General features: G+C 74.5%; 9 protein-coding genes. 7 read left to right on the forward strand and 2 right to left on the reverse strand.

All coding sequences use genetic code 11. The annotated features are described in order from the left end of the window. Nucleotides 1–197: 197 nt before the first annotated feature. The 7 genes from G4D87_RS15620 to G4D87_RS15650 all read left to right on the forward strand — a co-directional run bounded on the left by G4D87_RS15620 (nt 198) and on the right by G4D87_RS15650 (nt 15678). Nucleotides 198–9746, forward strand: a complete 9549-nt coding sequence (locus G4D87_RS15620; protein ID WP_163782865.1) for a tetratricopeptide repeat protein — start codon at nt 198–200, stop codon at nt 9744–9746. A gap of 20 nt (nt 9747–9766) precedes the next feature. Next, a complete protein-coding gene (locus tag G4D87_RS15625) occupies nt 9767–10372 on the forward strand; it encodes a hypothetical protein (RefSeq protein WP_163782866.1) in 606 nt (201 codons plus the stop codon). Then, nucleotides 10372–11064: a 7-cyano-7-deazaguanine synthase QueC gene (gene queC / locus G4D87_RS15630; protein WP_163782867.1), complete on the forward strand. Its 693-nt coding sequence runs from the start codon at nt 10372–10374 to the stop codon at nt 11062–11064. The genes G4D87_RS15625 and queC overlap by 1 nt, the downstream gene beginning before the upstream one ends. Further along, entirely contained in the window at nt 11061–11717 is a 657-nt protein-coding gene (ddpX, locus tag G4D87_RS15635; RefSeq protein WP_163782868.1) for a D-alanyl-D-alanine dipeptidase, read from the forward strand. Before queC ends, ddpX begins: the two co-directional genes overlap by 4 nt. Before the next feature lie 98 nt (nt 11718–11815). Next, nucleotides 11816–13147: a YfbK domain-containing protein gene (locus G4D87_RS15640; protein ID WP_205507599.1), complete on the forward strand. Its 1332-nt coding sequence runs from the start codon at nt 11816–11818 to the stop codon at nt 13145–13147. Nucleotides 13148–13156: 9 nt separating this feature from the next. Next, nucleotides 13157–14980 carry a sensor histidine kinase gene (locus G4D87_RS15645; RefSeq protein ID WP_163782870.1) on the forward strand — a complete coding sequence of 608 codons (1824 nt, stop codon included), beginning with the start codon at nt 13157–13159 and terminating at the stop codon, nt 14978–14980. Next, a complete protein-coding gene (locus tag G4D87_RS15650; RefSeq protein ID WP_163782871.1) occupies nt 14977–15678 on the forward strand; it encodes a response regulator transcription factor in 702 nt (233 codons plus the stop codon). The genes G4D87_RS15645 and G4D87_RS15650 overlap by 4 nt, the downstream gene beginning before the upstream one ends. Before the next feature lie 2 nt (nt 15679–15680). Here the strand turns inward: G4D87_RS15650 and G4D87_RS15655 are convergent, their stop codons facing one another. Then, nucleotides 15681–16604 (reverse strand): hypothetical protein, encoded by a 924-nt coding sequence (locus tag G4D87_RS15655; protein WP_163782872.1) that lies wholly within the window; start codon nt 16602–16604, stop codon nt 15681–15683. Beyond that, nucleotides 16601–18473 (reverse strand): protein-arginine deiminase family protein (locus tag G4D87_RS15660; RefSeq protein WP_338044971.1); only part of this gene is annotated, 1873 nt, incomplete at its 5' end. The genes G4D87_RS15655 and G4D87_RS15660, both read right to left, overlap by 4 nt.

An 18473-nucleotide genomic window follows, 5' to 3' on the forward strand; every position in this document is an offset into this window, starting at 1 on the left:
ACCCGGAAGCGACCGTCGAGGACAAGGGAGTCGGGGGCCAACACGCGGGCGCATCTTGTCCGACTTCGGCCCAGGGCGCAGCCCGTTCCTTCACCCTGGATTCGGGGAGCCATCACGTCTCGTTGCCTGCCCCACAAGCGGGGGTTTGCCAGAAATTTCGAGGGCTTGGACCCCGTGCTAACGTCCCTGCTCCCGCGATGGCCACCGAAAGCGATTCTCCCAAGCCCGCCACGGCGCTGGATGCGCGCGCCGCCGCCCCCGAGCTGCGCCTGCTGGACCGCAGGGCGTTCGTGGGCTTCCCGGCGCTGGAGGTCCTGCCGGGGCTGCGCATCTCCGACTTCGCGCTCCAGATTCCGGACGTCAGCTTCCCCTTCAACGTCAGCGCCGGCGCCACGCGCTACCAGCGCAAGAAGCTGCACTTCGGCTTCCTCGAGCTGTCCGTCGACGCGGACCTGGTGACGCGCCGGGTGGCGGAGCTGGCCGGGCGCCTGGCCGGCATCGAGGACCTGCGCCTGCACTTCCGGCCCGGCTACCTCGAAGGCCAGGGCCGGCTGCCGGCGCCGGAGCACACGCCCTTCACCTTCAAGGTGGCGTTCGACGCGGATGGGGAGCGGCTCGCCGTCTACCTCTACGACGTGCGCCTCTACGGCTTCTCCTCCACGCCGTCCGTGCAGGTGCCGGGGCTCTTGTCCGCGGCCGTGGGCGCGCTGGCGTTGGTGCCGGAGGTCGAGGTCCGCGGGGCCACGGGGTTCTCCACGCGCGTGTTGCCCGTGCTGTGCCAGCTGGCGGCGGTGAGCCGTGGCTACAAGATGCCGACGCTGGACACCGCGCGCCTGTCGGCCGCGGAGGTCTCCAGCACGGGCCTGCGCCTGCGCTTCTCCGCGGGGGGCCTGCCGCCGCCGTCGCCTCCGGACGAGGAGCTGCTGCTCGCGCTGGAGGGCGCGCGCGCCTTCGCGGACGCCGAAGGGCTCATCGCGCAGGGCCGGCTGGCCGACGCGCGTCAGGCGTATCTCCAGGCGGGGGACGCACAGGACGCGCACCCCTTCGCCGCCGAGCGACTGCTGTCGCTGATGGTGGCGGACCCGCAGGCGCATGATTTGGCGCTGGACGTGGCGGCGACGCTGCAGCGCCGCAGGGACCGCAGCCCCGCCTCGCTCTGGGGCGAGGCCGTGGTGCGCGAGCGCCGGGGCGAGGGTGCCCGCGCCGCCGAGCGCTACCTGGCGCTGTGCGCGCTCGCGCGCCGGACCTCGGAGGAGGCCGCCGCCTTCTTCGCCGCCGAGGCCGCCGCTCGCTGCTCGCGCGACACCGCGCCGCAGGTGGCGGTGAAGGCGCTGCACGAATTGCTGGGGCTCAAGCCCGACCACCTGCCGTCCCTCAAGGCGCTGGCGCGTGCGTCGGACCAGGCCCGCGACAGGGCCGGCGCGGTGCGGGCCTATCGCCGGTTGGCGGCGCTCGCTCGCGACCCGGCCGAGGCCGCCGACGCGCACGTGCACCTGGCCCGGCTGTGCGCGCAGACGGAGGACGACATCGCCGGCGCGCGCCTGCACTGCGAGGCCGCGCTGCGGCTGGCGCCGGACCACCCGGACGCGCTGCTGCTGCTGGGCGAGCTGTGCCACCGCGGCGGTGAGCACCTGCGCGCGCTGAAGGCCCTGGACCGCCTGCGCGAGGTGGCCATGGGTCGCCACGAGCTGGACCGGGTGGGCCACGCCGACCTGATGGCCGGCCGCGTGTGGGACGAAGGCCTGAAGCAGCCGGAGAACGCGCTGCTGCGCTTCCGTGAGGCGGTGTCGCTGCTGCCCGGTGAGCCGGAGCCGCTGTTCGCCGCCGCCCGCGTGGCGGAGGGACTGGGCCGACTGCAGGAGGCGCTGGCGGGCTACCAGCAGGCGCTGGAGCTGGCGGGGCCGGCGCCGCGCTCGGAAGAGGTGCGGCACGCCGCGCACGCCAGCCACCACGCCCTGGCGCGGCTGTACCGCACGCGGCTGGGAGACCCGGCGCGCGCGCGGGAGCACCTGGAGTCCGCGCTGGCGTTGGACCCGCGCGACGCGGTGGCGCTGGAGGAGCTGATTCCGTACTTCCGCGCCACGGGCCGCTCGCAGGAGCTGGCGGAGGCGCTGGAGAAGGCCGCGGCGCTCCACGACGCGCCCGGCAAGCGCGCGGCGGCCTGGGCCGAGGCGGGCGAGCTGTACCGGGGCAAGCTGCAACAGCCGGAGAAGGCGGAGCGGCTGCTCCTGCTGGCGCTGGAGGCGGATGGCGACCACCGGCCCGCGCTGGAGTCGCTGCTGGCGCTGGCCGAGGCCCGGCGTGACGGCGCGCTGCTGACGCGGTGCCTGTCTTCGCTGGCGCGGCTCGCCACGGACCTGAAGGAGCGCGCGCAGAAGTACCGCCGGCTCGCGGTGGCCGCGCGCGACCTGGCCTTCGACCTGGACCTGGCTGTCCACGCGCTCCAGGAAGTGCTGCGCGCCGAGCCGGATGACCTGCCCGCGCTGGGGGAGCTGTGCGCCTTGCAGCGCAAGCGCGCCGACATGGCCGGACTGGCCGACGCGCTGGAGGTGCGCGCGCGGGTGGCCGAGGCGCAGGGCGACAAGCGGCTGGCAGCGGCGGCGCTGCGTGAGCTGGCCGGCGTGCTGGAGGCCCGGCTGGGCCGCGTGGGTGACGCGCTGGTGGCGCTGGAGAAGGCCGCTCGGCTGGCGCCGGACGCCGCGGTGCTGCTGGACCTGGCGGACCTGTCGCTGCGCTGCGAGCGCCCCGAGCATGCCCGGCGCGCGCTGGAGACGTTGCTGTCCACGCTGCCGCGCACGGCGGCGCCGGAGAAGCTGGCGGACGTGCGCTCCCGGCTGGGCCGCGCGTGCGAGATGCTGGGCGACCGCGAAGGCGCCATCGCCGCCTACGCGCAGGCCTTCCCGCTGCGCCGGCTGGATGACGCCCTGGCCGCGCGCCTGGAGGCGCTCTACACGGAGGCCGGGGAGTCGCAGGCCCTGGCCGAGCTGTGGGCCAACCGCGCCCAGGCGCTGATGGGCGCCGACCGCGCCGAGGAGGCCGCGCCGCTGTTCCTCCAGAGCGCCCGCGCGCTGCTGGAGCGAGGGGAGAACGCCGCCGCGCTGATGCGCCTGACGGCCGCGCTGGAGGCGAGCCCCGAGGGGCCGCTGGCCGCCGAGGTGCTGGAGTCGCTGGCCGAGCTGGAGCTGGAGCGCGGCGAGAAGCTGGAGGCCGCGCGCCTGTACGCGCGCCGCGCCGCGCTGATGCCCGAGGCCCGGGCCGGCGCGAAGCTGCTGTTCCGCGCCTCGCTGCTCGCCGCGGGGACCAGCCGCGAGGAGGCCTTCCTCGCCGACGCGCTGGAGCGCGACGCGAGCTACGCGCCCGCGCGGCAGCGCCGGGGCGAGCTGCGCCTGCCCACGGATGCCCGCGCGGCGTTGGAGGACTTCGAGGCGGTGCTGGCCTTGCCGCCCGCGGACAGCGATGCGCCGCGCGAGAGCGAGCGCGTGGCCCTGACGCGCAAGGCCGCCACCGCCGCGGTGCGCGCGAGCCGCACGGATGCCGCCCGCCGCCTGCTGGCCGAGTACAGCGCGCGCGCGCCGGAAGATTTGGACGCCCGGGTGGAGCTGGCGTCGCTGCACCGCAAGGCGGGTGCGCGCGAGGCCCTGGCGGACCTGCTGGTGGAGCTGTGGCCGCGCCTGTCCGGCGAGCCCCGCCGCGCCGCCCGCCGCGAGCTGGCGGAGCTGTCGCTGGGCCTGGGGCGCGCCACCACCGCGGTGGACGCGCTGCGCAGCCTGCGCCTGGAGGAGCCGCACGACACCTGGGCGGCGCAGGCGCTGCTGGACCTGCTGCCGCCCCCCGGCACCGGCACGCCGGAGGAGGAGACGGAGCGGCTGGAGCTGCTGAGCACGCTCGTGGCCGCCGCCTCGGGCGAGGCGCGCGCGGAGCTGCTGGCCCGTCGCGCCGTGCTTCACCGCGCCGCGGGCCGGGTGTCCTCCGCGCGTGACGACTTTTCAGAGGCCGCGAAGGGCGCGCGTCGTCCCGCGGCGTTGCTGCTCGCGCTGACGGAGCTGGCGCGCGAGTCGGGCGACGAGGCCGCGGAGCTGGAGGTGTGGCGCCGCGCCGTGGCCGCCGACGCCAACCTCGCCACCCGCGCTCGCGAGCGCCTGCTGGCCCTGTCCGCCACGCTGGTGGAGAAGGACGAGCGCGTCCTCGCGCGCGAGGCCCTGGGCGCGGCCATCGGGCTGGAGCTGTCCGCGGCGGAGCGGTGTGACGCCTTCTTCTCCCTCGCCGAGCTGGCGCGCCGGGAGGGCAAGCTGGAGGAGGAGGCCGCAGCGCTCGCCGAGGCGGCCCTCCAGGGCCCGGTGCCTCGCCGCGTGGAGGCGCTGCTGGCGCGCGCCGCGCTGCTGGAGTCCGGCGGCCGGATGGAGGACGCGGGGCAGAGCCTGGAGGCGGCGCTCGCGCTGGCACCCCGGCACGCGCGGGCCACCGCCGCGCTCCAGCGCGTGCTGCGGACCCGGGAGGACTGGGCCGCGCTGGCCGAGCTGCTCTCCACCGAGGCTCCGCACGTGGCGCCCGCCGAGGCGGCGGCGATGTACGCCGAGCTGGCCAGCCTCTACCTGGACCGGCTGTCGCAGCCGGTGCCCGCCGAGGCCGCGCTGCGGCAGGCGCTGCGCCTGTCTCCATCCGACGCCGCTGTCCGCCGTCGCCTCGTCTCGCTGGTGGCGGAGCGTGGGGAGCTGCGCGAGGCCGCGGCGCTGCTGGAGACGGCGGCGGAGAGCGCCACCGCGCGGGACGCCGCGCTGCTGCTGCGCGAGGGCGCGGGTTACGCGCACGGCGCGCACGACCTGGACAAGGCGCTGAAGCTGGCGCGCAAGGCCCACTCGCTGGTCCCCGCGCAGGGGGCGGAGCTGGCGTCGCTGGCGGAGCTGCTCTACCTGCGCGGCGCGGTCATCGAGGCGCTGCCGCTGCAGGACGCACTCGCCGCCGCCGCGGACTTCCGGAGCGCGCCCGAGGCCGCGGAGTCCACGTGGCTGCGGCTGGCGGAGCTGGCCGAGCAGACCGGAGAGGCGAAGCGCGCGGTGGCCGCGTACCGGAAGCTCCTCTCCGAGCGGCCCCTGTGCGAGGCCGCCGTATCGCGCCTGGCCGCGCTGCTGGAGAAGGACGACCCGCGCGGCGCCTTCGAGGTGCGCGTCACCCACGCGCACGCCCTGGCGCCGTCCGAGGACACCGTGCAGCGGCTCGTCGAGCTGTCGGCGCGGGCCCGCGAGGTGCTCGCGGACGCGGGGGTGGCGGCCTCGCTGCTGGCGCGCGCCGCGTCGCTGGCCACGGCGCCGCTGCCGCTGCGTCGCCGGCTGGCGGCGCTGCACCGGGAGACGGGCCGCACCTTGGAGCTGCTCGCCGAGCTGCGCGAGGTGGCCACCCTCAGCCTGGAGGCGGGGGACGCGGACGCGGCGCTCGAGGCCTATCAGGAAGAGGCCCGGCTCGCGGTCGACCTGGGCCGCGCGGACGACGCGCTGCGGGCGCTGGCGGATGCGCGCGACCTGCTGGAGGCGCGGGGGCAGCAGTCGGAGGCCGCCGCGTGCGAGCGCTACCGGGCGAAGCTGCTGCGCGACGTGAAGCTGGACCCTGCCGGCGCCGAGGTCGCGCTGGAGCGCGCCTTCGCCCTGGCCGTGGACCTGGGCACCGCGAAGCTGGGCGCGGCGCTGGCCGAGCGTCGCGACGACGCGGAGGCCGAGGCGCGCTGGCTGGAGCGCGCGCTGCCGCTGCTGGAGGACGCGGGCGAGGCCGCGGCCCTGTTGCTGCGGCTGGCGCGGCTGAACCTGGACGTGCTGTCGGACGTGGCGAAGGCCGAGGAGCTGCTGCGCTCGGCGCTGCGCAAGGACCGGGCGCTGACGGAGGCCGAGGGCCTGCTGGAGAAGCTCCTGGAGAGCGACGGCCGGCTGGCGGAGCTGGCGGCCTGGTACGAGGAGTGCGCGGACGGCGAGCCCGACGCGGCCCGCCGCGCGGACCTGTTCCTGCGCGCCGCCGTGCTGTACCGCGACCGGGCAGGGCGCCCGGAGTCCGCCGCCGCGGCCTTCATCGCGGCGCGTGGCGCGCGCCCGGATGACCTGGAGCTCACCGCGCAGGCGGCGGAGCTGCTGCACGAGGTGAAGCGCCACGCGGACGCCGCGGAGTTCGACGCGGTACTGCTGGAGGCGGACCCGTTCCGCGAGCCCGTCTTCGCCCGGCACCTCGCCTTCCTGGAGGCGGACGAGGACCACCAGGCGCTCGCGGAGCTGATGCTGCGCAGGGCGCAGCGCCAGGAGGCCGCGGGCGCCGCGGAGAGCTACCTGGCCGCCGCCCGGGCCTTCCGCGCCGCCGGTGCCCGCGAGCGGGCGCTGCTGTGCGAGGACCAGGCCTTCGAGCTGAGCCCCGCGAGCGCGGAGGCCTTCGAGCGCGTGCGTGAGCGCGCGTCCGGGGACGTGCGTCGGCTGGCGGACCTGCTGTCCCAGCGCGCCGCGGCCCTGTCCACGCCGGAGGCCCTGCCGCTGCTGCGCGAGCGCGCCTCCCGGCTGCTGGACGCGGGCGAGGCGCTGCTGGCCGCCGAGGCCTTCGACGAATATCTCTCCTTGGCGGGAGACGACGTGGACGCCCTGTCCGCGCGCGCCGAGCTGGCCGCGAAGGGCGGAGGTCCCGTCGCCGCGCGCCCCTACGACCGCCGCCTGCTGGACGTGGGAGGGGACGCACTGCCGGTGCCGGTGCGCACGCGGACCTGGCTGCGGCTGGGCCATGCCTCGCTCGGCGCGGGCGCGTTCCACGACGCGGCGGATGCCTTCGAGTCCGTGGTGGCGCTGGAGCCGGAGGGCGAGCGCGGCCGTGAGGCGCTGTCGCTCCTGGCCGAGGTGCACTCGCGCACGGGCAACGCGCCGGGCCTCTACCGGGCGTCGCTCCAACTGGCGCGTCACGCGGAGGACGCGGCCACCGCCGAGGTGCTCTACCGCCGCGCCGCGGACCTCTTCGACGACCCGAAGGACGCCATCGAAGCGCTGCTGCCGCTGGCGCGCCTGCGGCCCGCGGATGCGTCCGTCATCGACCGGGCCGTGGCGGGCCTGCACGCCCTGGGGCGTCATGGCGACCTGCTGGACGTGTACGCCTCGGGCGCGGAGGCGGCGGGTGGCCGTCGCGCCGCGGAGCTGCTGCTGGCCGCCGCGACGGTGGCCTCCAGCTCGCTGGCGGATGAAGACGCGGCCTGGACGCTGACCCAGCGCGCCGCGGAGGCCGCGCCGGAGGACCTCACCGCCCTCCAGGCCCTGGTGACGGGCCTGCGTCAGCGCGGCGAGTCCACGCGGCTGCTGGAGGCGCTGGAGCGGCTGGTGCCGCGCGTCGAGGATGCCGACGAGGCCGCGGTGCTGCGGCTGGAGCTGGCCGCGCTCGCGCGTGACGCGGGCCGCGAGGACGTGGCACGCGAGGCGCTGGAGGAAGTGGCCGCGCGTGGCGCCTCGGGCGCGGGTTACGCGGACGCGCTGGAGGCGCTGGAGCCGCTGCTGAAGGACGCTCCCGCGCGCCGCGCCGAGGTGCAGGTGGCGCGCGCGGAGCTGGCCTCCGGCCGCGAGCGGCAGGTGCTGCTCCTGGCGGCCGCGCGAGGCTTCGAGTCCGCCGGCCAGCTGCCGGAGGCCCTGAAGGCGGCCAAGGCCGCCGCCTCGGTGGAGCCGGACGTCGACGCGGCCCTGCGGGTGGCCCACCTGTACCGCGCGTCGGGCGAGGCCCCTCGCGCGGCGCGGGCGCTGCTGCAGGCCGCGCGGCTGGCGGCGCCGGAAGAGCGTCCCCCGCTGCTGCTGGAGGCCGCGGGCCTCTGGGAGAAGGCGGGCGAGCACGGCGAGGCGCTGGAGGTGTTCGAGCGCATCGCCACCGAGGCACCGGACATGCTCGCGCCCTCGGAGCTGGCCGAGCGCTTCGGCCGGCTGGGAGCCTTCGCCCGCGCGCTGGAAGTGGGCTTCGCGCCCGCCATGGCCTCGGGCGACCTGACCGACGCGCTGGCCATGGCCGCGCAGGCGGGCGACCCGGCGCGCACGCGTGAGGCGCTGTGGGCCCTGGCCGCGCTGGCGGACGCGGACCCCGCGCATGCCTCGGCCCTGGCGGATGGCCTGCGCGCGGAAGGCGACGCGGAGGGGTTGCTGGAGCTCGCGGGCCTGTCCACCGCGCGCGACGCCGTGTTCGCGGTGGCGCTGCGCGACGAGGTGCTCCGCTCGGCCGAGGCCCCGGTGCTGCCTCGGCTGCGCGCGCTGGAAGAGCTGGCGCCCGAGCCGGGCTTCGCGGCCCGGCTGACGCTGTTGCTGCCCACCCTGGAGAAGCTCCCGGAGGCCTTGGCGGAGGCGGTGCTGGCGCAGGTGCATGCGCAGCCGGGCACGGCGCGGGTGGAAGCGCTGGCCATGGCGGCGGACGGCTGGCCCTCGCGGCGCAAGACGCTCTTGCGCGAGCGTTGCGCGCTGGAGCTGGAGCTGGGCCGCTACGAGGCCTGCGTGCGCACGCTGTCGCAGCTGGCCGACGAAGAGCCGGAGGCGGTGGCCCGCGCCGTCCTGCACCTGGAGCGGGGTGAGCTGCTCCTCAGCCCGCTGGAGCAGCTGCTCGAGGCGCGCGAGTCCTTCGAGCAGGCCCTGAAGGACGACCCCGCGCAGCTCCATTCCCTGCGGCACCTGCTGTCGCTGGTGGACCTGGGCGAGGAGCCCGCGGTCTTCGTGGCGCTGGTGGAGCGGCTGGAGCAGGCGGCGGGCGCGGAGTCCGGGAACACCTACCGCGAGCGGCTGGCGGACGCCTACGAGGCCCTGGGCATGGTGGCGGACGCGGCCGCGCAGCTCGAGCGGCTGCCGGAGACGGACGAGCGGCTGGCCCGCCGCGCGAGGCTGGCGGAGGAGCGCGGCCTCACCGGCGAGGCCCTGCGCCTGCGCGAGCGCCTCACCGACGAGCCCGCGGTGCTGGAGGCCATCCTCCGTGGCTACCTGGACGCGCAGCTCGTGTCGCCGGGTGCCCGGCTCGCCGCGCGCCTCTTCGACGCCGGCACGCTGTCCCCCGAAGTCACCCGCATGGCCGCCGAGCACCTCTCCTCGGTGCCCGAGGGGGTGTCCCTGGCCGTCCGCATCTGGCCGCACCTGCTCCGGGAGCGCCCGCTGGACGTGGATGGCTGGACGCTCTACGCGGAGGCCCTGCGGGCCCTGGGCCGGATGGAGGACTCGCAGCGCGCGGACGGCGTGGGCGCGGCCCTGTCCTCCAGCGACGCGGCGGCGCCTCAGGCCCCGGTGTCCTCGCTGCCAGTGCCGTCGGGCTTCGAGCACCCGGTGCCCGTCGGCGCGGTGCCGGTGACGGCCGAGCGCCTGCCCCGGCTCGCCGCGGCGCTTCGCCCCGTCCTGGCCTCGCTGGGCGCGGGCGCGGTGCAGCTCATGGTGGACCCGGTGGGCGGGGTGGAGGCGTACCTGGCCAGCGGCGACGTGCTGGTGCTGGGCGCGGGCGCGCTGTCCTGCTTCGGCGCCTCCGAGCTGAGCTACCTGTGCGCGCTGGCGCTGGCGCTGGGGGAGGACGGCGTCAAGCTGGCCCGTCCTGGCCCGGTGCCGGGCATGGAAGCGGCGGCGGTGGAGGCCTTCCTCTCCGTGCCGGCCTCGCTGGCGGCGGGGCGCGTCCTGGCGCGGCTCGACCCGGAGGTGCGCGGAGGGGACCCGGCGCAGGTGGATGTAGGCGCCGTGCTGGCTCGCGGCGACACCTTCCGGGCGCTGGCCCTTTGCGTGCTGGACGTCGCGTAGCCGTGTAGCGTGGCGGCGCCATGCACGTGAAGCGTCTTGCCCTCGCCGCCCTGCCCGTCACGGCCGTCGCCGTGGCGATGGCCTGCTATTCCGAGCCCGTGTACCCGGGTGACCAGGTGCTCGGTTCGTTCCAATTCGAGGCCCGGCTGGACGCCGCGCGCACGACGTGCGACGCCTCGGTGCCGGATTTCGCGCAAACCAACGACGCCGGCGTGTTCCTCTTCGAGGGCACCTTCTCGCGCGACACGGACGCGGGCACGGGCTACTTCACCGTGCAGGGCTACTCGCGTGACGCGGGCTATGAAGGGCAGGTGGCCACGTCCACGCTGAAGGCCGTCGCGCCCCGCGCGTCCTGTGGCACGGGCTGCGAGGACTCCTCCATCGAGGAGACGCTGCGGGTGACGCTCTTCAGCGACAGCCAGGCGCGCAGCCTCAGCCGTGACTGCCGCCAGTTCGACGGCGGCATCCCCGACGGCTCTGTGCCGGGCCCCACGGAGAATGGCTATGACGTGTCGCTGGCGTGCGGCTCCCTCACGGACATCTTCTTGCCGGGGACCCGCAACTGCAATTGCCAGCCGTCCACCTGCACCACGGTGTACACCGTGCAGGGAGCGCGGAGGGATTGATGGTGAAGCGTGCGGTGGTGTTGATTTCGGGCGGGCTGGATTCGACGACGTGCCTGGCCATGGCGAAGGCGAAGGGCTTCGAGCCCGTCTGTCTGGCGGTGGCCTACGGACAGCGGCACGCGGTGGAGCTGGAGCAGGCGAAGAAGGTCGCCGCCGCCATGGGCGTGACGGACTTCCGGGTGGTGTCCATCGACCTGCGGCAGGTGGGCGGCTCCGCGCTGACGGCGGACATCGAGGTGCCCAAGGACCGGCCCGCCGATGAGCTGAGCCACGGCATCCCCGTGACGTACGTGCCGGCGCGCAACGCGCTGTTCCTCTCGCTGGCGCTGGGGCTGGCGGAGGTGGTGGGCAGCACGGACATCTATATCGGCGTCAACGCGGTGGACTACAGCGGCTATCCGGACTGCCGCCCGGAGTTCATCCAGTCCTTTGAGTCAATGGCCAACCTGGCGACCAAGGCGGGCGTGGAGGGGGCGCGCTTCACCGTGCACGCGCCGCTGTCCGGCCTGACGAAGGCGGACATCATCCGCGAAGGCGTGAAGCTGGGCGTGGACTACGGCCTGACGCACTCCTGCTACGACCCGGACACCCAGGGCCGCGCCTGCGGGCGCTGTGACAGCTGCGTGCTGCGCAAGAAGGGCTTCGAGGAAGCCGGCGTGCCGGACCCCACGCGCTACACGGAGTCCGCGTGACGCCGCGCCTGGGCTGGGGCGTGGTGGTGGCGCTGGGCCTGTCGTCCGGGCCCGCGCTGGCCAACGACGCGGGAACGCCGAAGGCCACGGCGGCTCCGAAGGCCGCGGCCTCCCTGGTGGACGCCACCACGGTGGTGCCGGACCTGGTCGTGGACCTGCGCTACGCGACGGCGGACAACTTCATGAAGCGGAAGGTGTACCCGGACACGGCGCGCTGCCTGCTGCTGCCCGAGTCGGCCGAGCGCCTGAAGAAGGCCGCGGACGTGCTGCGTGCCCAGGGCTACCGGCTGAAGGTGTACGACTGCTACCGGCCGCGCGCGGTGCAGTACCAGATGTGGGAAATCATGCCGGTGCCCGGCTACGTCGCCAACCCGCGCACCGGCTCCAACCACAACCGGGGCGGGGCGGTGGACCTCACGCTGACGACGCTGGAGGGCCAGGAGGTGGAGATGCCCACCCCCTTCGACACCTTCACCCGCGCCGCGCACCATGGGTACGAGGGCGGCACCGAGGCGTCGCGCAAGCACCGCGAAGTCCTGCGCGAGGCCATGGAAGGCGTGGGCTTCAAGCGCAACCGCATGGAGTGGTGGCACTACGACTTGCCGGACGCGAAGAAGCGCCCCGTGCTGGACGTGCCCTTCTCCTCGCCATGACATGATGAAACCATGATGAACGGAGGGCCCGCCTGCGGCACGCTGCGGGCACCTCCCCAGGGGACTCACGGCGTGCGTGGCCCGGGATGGCACCCACGATGACGCCCACCCTCCGCAAGGCCCTCTGTGTCGTCCTCCTGCTGCTGTCCGCGCCAGCGCTGGCGGCCGGGGGCCTCGCTGGCACCGTCGTGCGCGCCAGCGACAAGAGCCCCCTCCCGGAGGTGCGCGTCACCGCGACCTCACCCGCGCTGACGGAGGCCCGCTCCACGGTGACGGACGCGCAGGGCGACTTCCGCTTTCCCCCACTGGCGGAGGGCGTCTACTCGCTCCGCTTCGAGAAGGAGTCCTTCCAGGCGCTCAGCCGGACGGACCTCGCGGTGAAGGCCGGGCAGGAGTCGCGCGTGGACGTGGCGCTCCAGGCGGCGATGCCGACGCGCCCCGCCGTGCTGGCTCCCGCGCCGCCGGACGATGACCGGGAGCGCGCACCTGGTTGGACGCTTCAACACCTGCCCGTGCTCGTGCCGGACGGGGCGTGGCAGAGCGTCTATCGCGCATCGCCAGGCAAGCCGGGCTCCGGCGTCGAGACGCGGGGCTTCGGGGTGAACCCCACCATCGACACGGAGGAGTCGCGCGTCTCGGAGTTCCCCGTGGCCGTGGACACCAGCGCCTACGCGGTGGCGCGTGACTACCTGTCTCGTGACGTCTTCCCCGCGGAAGGCGCGGTGCGGACGGAGGCCTTCATCAACAGCTTCGACTCGGGGGACGAAGGCGAGCCATACGGCCCCTTCCTGCTCTACGTCGAAGGCTTTCCTTCGCCGGGCCGCAAGGGCTACCACGTGGTGCGAATCACCGTGAAGGCCCGCGAGCCGGTCCGCGAGGTCGGCGTCCAGGTGGAGTTCAACCGGCAGGCCGTCGCCCGCTACCGCCTGCTGGGCTACGAGTACCTGTCTCCGAACCCGGAGCCGCGCGACCCAGGCGACGAGACGGAGCTGTTCCCACTGGCCGCAGGCCAGGCCGTCACCGTCATCCACGAGGTGAAGCTGCACGGGCCCTCCATCGCCTTCGGGATGCTCCGGGTGCGCTACGAGCAGGGCGACTCGAGCAACTGGCGCAGGGTGCAGATGATGATGCCCTCCAGCACGTTGCGCTCCGACTACGCCCGGGCCGCGGCGTCCACGCGCCTGGCCTACGTGGCCTCCGCGTTCGCGGAGAAGCTGCGAGGCTCCTTCTGGACGCGCGCCCTGGACTGGCCCCGGCTGCTGTCGCTGTGGGAAGGACTCGGCGAGCCGCTGCGAGCCCGCGAGGACGTGGCGCAGCTGGGGGCGCTCATCCGCAAGGCCCGGTCGCTGGACACGCGCAAGGAGCGCTTCGAGCGCCTCATGCCCGGCGGAAGCTCGGACTTCGACGACGTGCCCTCCCTGGGAAACTGAGCCGCTCCGATGCTCCGCCGGTTGCTGCCCACCCTCATCGCGCTCCTGCTGGGCTTCGCCGGGCTGGCCTGGGGCCTGGGCTCGCTCCAGCGCATCTTCGCCACCGAGCGGGATGACGCGCAGGCCTCGCTCGACTCTCGCCGGGAGGCCCTGGAGCAGTACGCGCGTGCCTCCCTGGCGCAGTCCCTGCGAGACAGGCTGGAAGCGGCGCGCCCCGCGCTGGAGGCCGCCGCGTTGGATCCGCTCGCCCCGGCTACCGGGCTCTACCTGCGCGAGCGAGGAGCGCAGTTGCTGCCCCGGCTGGCCCTCCACGACACCGGCGAAGCCACACCCGCGAAGGGGCGCTACGCGGGCCTGCGCGCCGGTACGGAGCGGGCGGACGAGGCGGAGGACCCCTGGGCGGAGCGGCTCGCGCTGATTCGCGAGGTGGACCGAGCGCTGGCGCGCGGCGACCGCCGTGCGTCCACCGTGGCGTTGATGGCGCTGCTCCAGCACCGCTCGCAGTACGTGCTGGCCTCCACGCGCGACGTGCCGGGCTTGCTGGTGGTGCTGGAGTCGCTGGCGGAGCGGGGAGACCCCGTGCCCCAGTTGATGCACGCGCTGGTGCGTGACGGACTGGCGGACGGACGCAGCGGGCGCCTGGATGGATTGCAGCGGCTGCTTCTGCTGCGCCGCGCGCGCTTCACGAAGGAGGACTTCGACTTCCTGCGCGAGCGCATCGTGGCGCTCTCCACGAAGGCGGGCGTGCCGGTGGCGGACTTCGAGGCCCGCGCCGCCGAGCTCGCGTCCGAGCCGCTGCCGTTGCCCAGGGCGCTTCCGGGCCCCGCGCTGGTGCGAGCGGGGTGGTACCTGGAGCCGCGCGGTGGCAATCACGTCCGGGGCGTGGCGGTGGACTCGGGCGCGCTGCTCCAGTCGCTGACGCGGGAGATGCGCGAGCGCGGGTTGCTGGAGGCGGACGGACAGGTGCGGCTGCTCGCGGACGCGGAGGTGCTGCCGCTGGCCGCCCTGCCGTTGTCAGTGGACACGCCGGAGTGGGCGCGGGCCCAGGGCGCGCTGGCGCGGCGCTACCGGCTGAAGACAGGCATGGTGGCCGCGTGCGCGGTGCTGGCGCTGGGCATCGCCGCGCTGGCCTTCGTGGCCCAGCACCGCAAGCTGCGCTTCGTGGAGCTGAAGAGCGACTTCGTGGCCACCGTGTCGCACGAGCTGCGCACGCCGCTGGCCTCCATCCGGCTGCTGGCGGAGACGCTGGAGTGGCGGCTGGCGGAGGGCACGGACGCGCGCGACTACCCGGCGCGCATCGTCCGGGAGGCGGACGGCCTGGGCTTCCTGGTGGAGAACCTGCTGTCCTTCAACCGCATCGACAAGGGGCGCTGGGTGCCGAAGCTGGAGCCGGTGCGCCTGGACGAGCTGGTGGGCCTGCTGCGGCGGGATTGGGAGTCCTGGTCCAAGGTGCCCGTGGAGCTGGACGCGGACGTGGGGGAGTACTCCCTGCGCGCGGACGGACAGCTCCTCCGCCTGCTGCTCTCGAACCTGGCGCGCAACGCCTGTGCCTACAACACCCGCAGCCCGGTGCGCCTGCGCATCGAGGCGCTGGCGGATGGCCGCGTGCGCTTCTCCGACAACGGCGTGGGCATTCCCCAGGCGCAGTGGGAGCGCGCCTTCGAGGAGTTCGTGCGCCTGCCCGGCCAGGGACACGATGCGCCCGGCAGTGGCCTGGGACTGGCCCTGTGCCGCCGCATCATGCGCGTGCACGGCGGCACCCTGCGCGTGGCGGCCTCCAGCCCGGAGGGCACCACCTTCGAGCTTCGCTTTCCTCATCCGGTGACGACATGACCTCATCCGTTCCGGCGCTCCTCCTGGTGGAGGACGACGCCAACCTGCGGCTCGCGCTGCGTGACAACCTGGAGAACCAGGGGGGCTACGCGGTGGAGGAGGCTACCTGCGTGCGCGAGGCGCGCGAGCACCTGGGCCGGCGCGACTTCCAGCTCATCCTCCTGGACGTCATGCTGCCGGACGGTGACGGCTACACGCTGTGCCGCGCGCTGCGCGAAGAAGGCGTGACGACGCCCGTCCTGATGCTCACCGCGCGCACCCTGGAGGATGACGTGGTGCGGGGCTTCGAGTCGGGCGCGCAGGACTACCTGGGCAAGCCCTACCGGCTCCGGGAGCTGCTGGCGCGCGTGGGAGCGCTGGTGCGCCGCTCCGGCGCGGCCCCGGTGAAGGGCCTGCGCTTCGCGGGCTATCGGATGGACCTGGACCGCCGCAAGGTGGAGACGCCGGCGGGCGCCCTGGTGGAGCTGACGCGGACGGAGTTCGACCTGCTCGCGTTCCTGTTGCGCGAGCGCGAGCGCGTGCTGCGCCGCGACGAAATCCTGGACGCGGTGTGGGGGCGGGAAGTCGTCGTGGACCCGCACACCGTGGACAACTTCGTCTCCAGCCTGAAGAAGAAGCTGGGCTGGAACAGCACGTCCCGCTTCGCCATCCAGACGGTGCGCGGCGTGGGGTACCGGATGGAAATCGAAGCGGCCTGACGTCAGCGCAGCGGGCTGTGGCGCAGCCGCTCGGCCAGGGCGTCCAGCGCCGCCTGTTGGGAGGGCGGGGCACGCAGCCGGGCCGCGTCGATGAGCGTGGGCGTCTGGGGCGCATCCACGCGCAGCAGGGCGTTGGAGACAGCGCGCCGCACGTCACCGTCCGTGTCCAGGTACGCCCGCACCAGCGCCTCGGCCGCCACGCGACGGATGGCGCCTTCCTCCGAGCGCGCCTTCACGCCGGACGTCTTCCACGCCCACGCGGACCCGGCATCCCCCAGGGCCTGGGCCAGCCGGCGCATGACGTCGCGCTCCGGGCGGGCGTCCAGCGCGTCCGCCAGCGCCCGCGTCGCCACGAGCCGCCGGCACAGGCCCAGGGCCTCCATCGCGGCCTGGCCCCGGGCGTCCTGCTGTTTCGACAAGGCGATGAGCGTGTTCGCCGCGTCCAGGGTCTCCAGCCGCGCCAGCGCTCCCGTGACTGCGCGAAGGACCTGGGGCTGGGTGTCCGGAGCTTCGAGGAGGCTCTTCCACAACGGGGCCAGGCGGAGGTCCCGCAGCGCCCCCGTCGCCTCCACCAGGCCCACCTTGAAGGCCCGCCGCGCGGCCTCATGCGAAGGGCGCCGCGACGCCTCCTGGGGCGGGAAGGCGAGCCGCTCCGCCATGGGCCACAGCGCCTCGGGGCCCAGCGCGCGGAGTCCCGGCGACACCGCGGCCAGGGCGCCCCGCTTCTGCGCGTCCAGCGCGTCCACCTGGGCGGCGGCCGTGTCGAACCGGATGAACGCCGCCGGATTCTCCCGGCGGGCCCGGGAGATGTTCGCCTGCAGGCGGGCCTTCCAATCATCGCCAGGGCGCGGCGTCTCCGCGCCGCCCGCGCTCAAGGAGGCCAACATCCAGGCGGCGCTGAAGCCGCGGAGCAGCGCGCGTCTCATCGTCCACCCTCCCACCACTTCACGTCGGGCACCTGCCGCGCGCTCTGGGTGGCGCAGTGGACGTCTCCCTGTGCGATGTGGAACGGCGCCCACGCATCCACCCAGTGCACGCGGATGCCATGGGCCCCGAGCGCCTCCTCGAACCGCGTCTTGAACGGGTCCCTTCCATCGATGAGCGGTCCGTGCGGGTCGGGTGCGACGACCTCCGTAGGCGTCAGCGACAGCAGGTTCAGCGTGGCGGGCTGGTACGCCGTCACGCCGTCGGAAGCGTTCTGGAAGAGGAAGGGCACGCGGAGGATGTCGGCGTCCGTGAGGCCCGTCTCCTCGCGGAGGATGGAGAGCTGCGTGTCGATTTCCAGTGCCGCCACGGCGCTGGCGTCCATCAGCTCGGGGTTGTCGAGCACCTCGGCGATGCGCGTCTCCGCGGGAATGGAGTACGCCCAGGACAGGCCGGCGAAGAGCTTCGCGTCCCCGTGTCCCCGGGCCTGCGCGTCCTGGAGCATTCGCCGCGCGAGCGCCGGGTCGGCCACCAGGGCCATCCAACCCCGAGGCGTGGGCGCGGGCAGGAAGGTGAATGTCTCGTCCACGTGGTCCACGAACAGCCACGAGGTGTCCACGTAGATGGGCGGCTGCACGGCCTGCGCTTCCAGCAGCTTCGTGAAGCTGGGGTCGGGTTGATAGTCCGGCCGCGTGTCCGGCCCCCGGCCCCGCAGCAGGCGGCCCAGGGGATACGTGACACCGTCCTTCACGTAAGGCGGGATGACCTCCGTGTTGCCGAAGGAGTTCAGCGTCTGGGAGGCCATGGACATGCCCTGCTGGTACTGCTGGATGGCGGCATTGTCGGGGCCGCGAAGCCAGAACGCGATGCGGCCAGCCGCGCGCAGCGGCGCGTTCGCGTCGGTGTTGTAGACGTGCGGCGCGCGGTAGTTGACGCGCATGACGTGCTGGCGGCCGCCTGGGGCGGGCATCGACATGTACGCGGGCTCGAAGTAGTCCTGCGGCCACAGGTCATCCACCGCGAACTCGGAGTAGACCTGCCGCGCTCCTGCGTCCGCGAGCACGCCGCCCAGCGCCTGCCGGAACCGGTTGGCCTCGATGCTGGCGGCGGGCTTGGAGACGAAGACGTTCCAGGCGGGCGTCAGGTGGTGGAAGAGCACCACGGGCGCCACGCGCATGCGGACGGTGTCGGTGAACACCGGGTCGTGCGGGTTGTTCCGGCCGATGGTGAGCACCACGTCCGCGAAGCCATCCCACGCCTCGGGGTCGCGAACGATGTCGCGTCCCTCGATGGCGAGCACCACGCCGCGCCGTACCTCGGCGGTCGTCAGGAACACCATGTCGGGAAAGCCGGTCGAGACGAAGGTGCCTCGCACGCGCTTGAACAGGCGCACCTTCTTGCTCGCGGCTCCGGCCACGGTGACGGAGCCCACCGTGCCCGCGGGCGCCTCGGGCCAGGGCACCGTGCGCAGCCGGGCCAGGTCCTCCAGGTCCGACTCGCCGTTCACCACGTCGTCCATGGCGTCATGGCACTGCGCCAGCGCGTCATCGCTGATGCGGTGGGGGTCCATGGAGAAGGGGCAGGTGTCCTCGTCGTCATCCAGGTTGGCCAGGAAGATGGCGCCGCGCTCCGCCGTCCAGGTGTCCTCGCCCTCGTCCTCCGTGGGGCTGTCGAGCTCGACGGTGCCATTGCGATTCACATCCGCGCGCAGGTCGACCACCGGATGGAAGGGACCTTCGAGTGGGTCCTCGCTTCTGGGGCGTCCCCCTTCATCATCGGCCAGGGAACCGCAGGCGCTGGCCAACAGGCAGGCCAGCCACAGCGGCAGGAGTCGTGCTCGGGCGGGCGGGGACGGCGGCATGGCGATCTCC

The sequence above is a fragment of the Myxococcus vastator genome, from assembly GCF_010894475.1.
Lineage (GTDB): Bacteria > Myxococcota > Myxococcia > Myxococcales > Myxococcaceae > Myxococcus > Myxococcus vastator.

Excerpts from the sequence above, each read along its gene's own strand:
- G4D87_RS15640 (WP_205507599.1), top strand. The coding sequence starts at position 11,816 with ATGACGCCCACCCTCCGCAAGGCCCTCTGTGTCGTCCTCCTGCTGCTG.
- G4D87_RS15650 (WP_163782871.1), top strand. The coding sequence starts at position 14,977 with ATGACCTCATCCGTTCCGGCGCTCCTCCTGGTGGAGGACGACGCCAAC.
- queC (WP_163782867.1), top strand. The coding sequence starts at position 10,372 with ATGGTGAAGCGTGCGGTGGTGTTGATTTCGGGCGGGCTGGATTCGACG.
- G4D87_RS15620 (WP_163782865.1), top strand. The coding sequence starts at position 198 with ATGGCCACCGAAAGCGATTCTCCCAAGCCCGCCACGGCGCTGGATGCG.
- G4D87_RS15645 (WP_163782870.1), top strand. The coding sequence starts at position 13,157 with ATGCTCCGCCGGTTGCTGCCCACCCTCATCGCGCTCCTGCTGGGCTTC.
- G4D87_RS15625 (WP_163782866.1), top strand. The coding sequence starts at position 9,767 with ATGCACGTGAAGCGTCTTGCCCTCGCCGCCCTGCCCGTCACGGCCGTC.
- G4D87_RS15655 (WP_163782872.1), bottom strand. The coding sequence starts at position 16,604 with ATGAGACGCGCGCTGCTCCGCGGCTTCAGCGCCGCCTGGATGTTGGCC.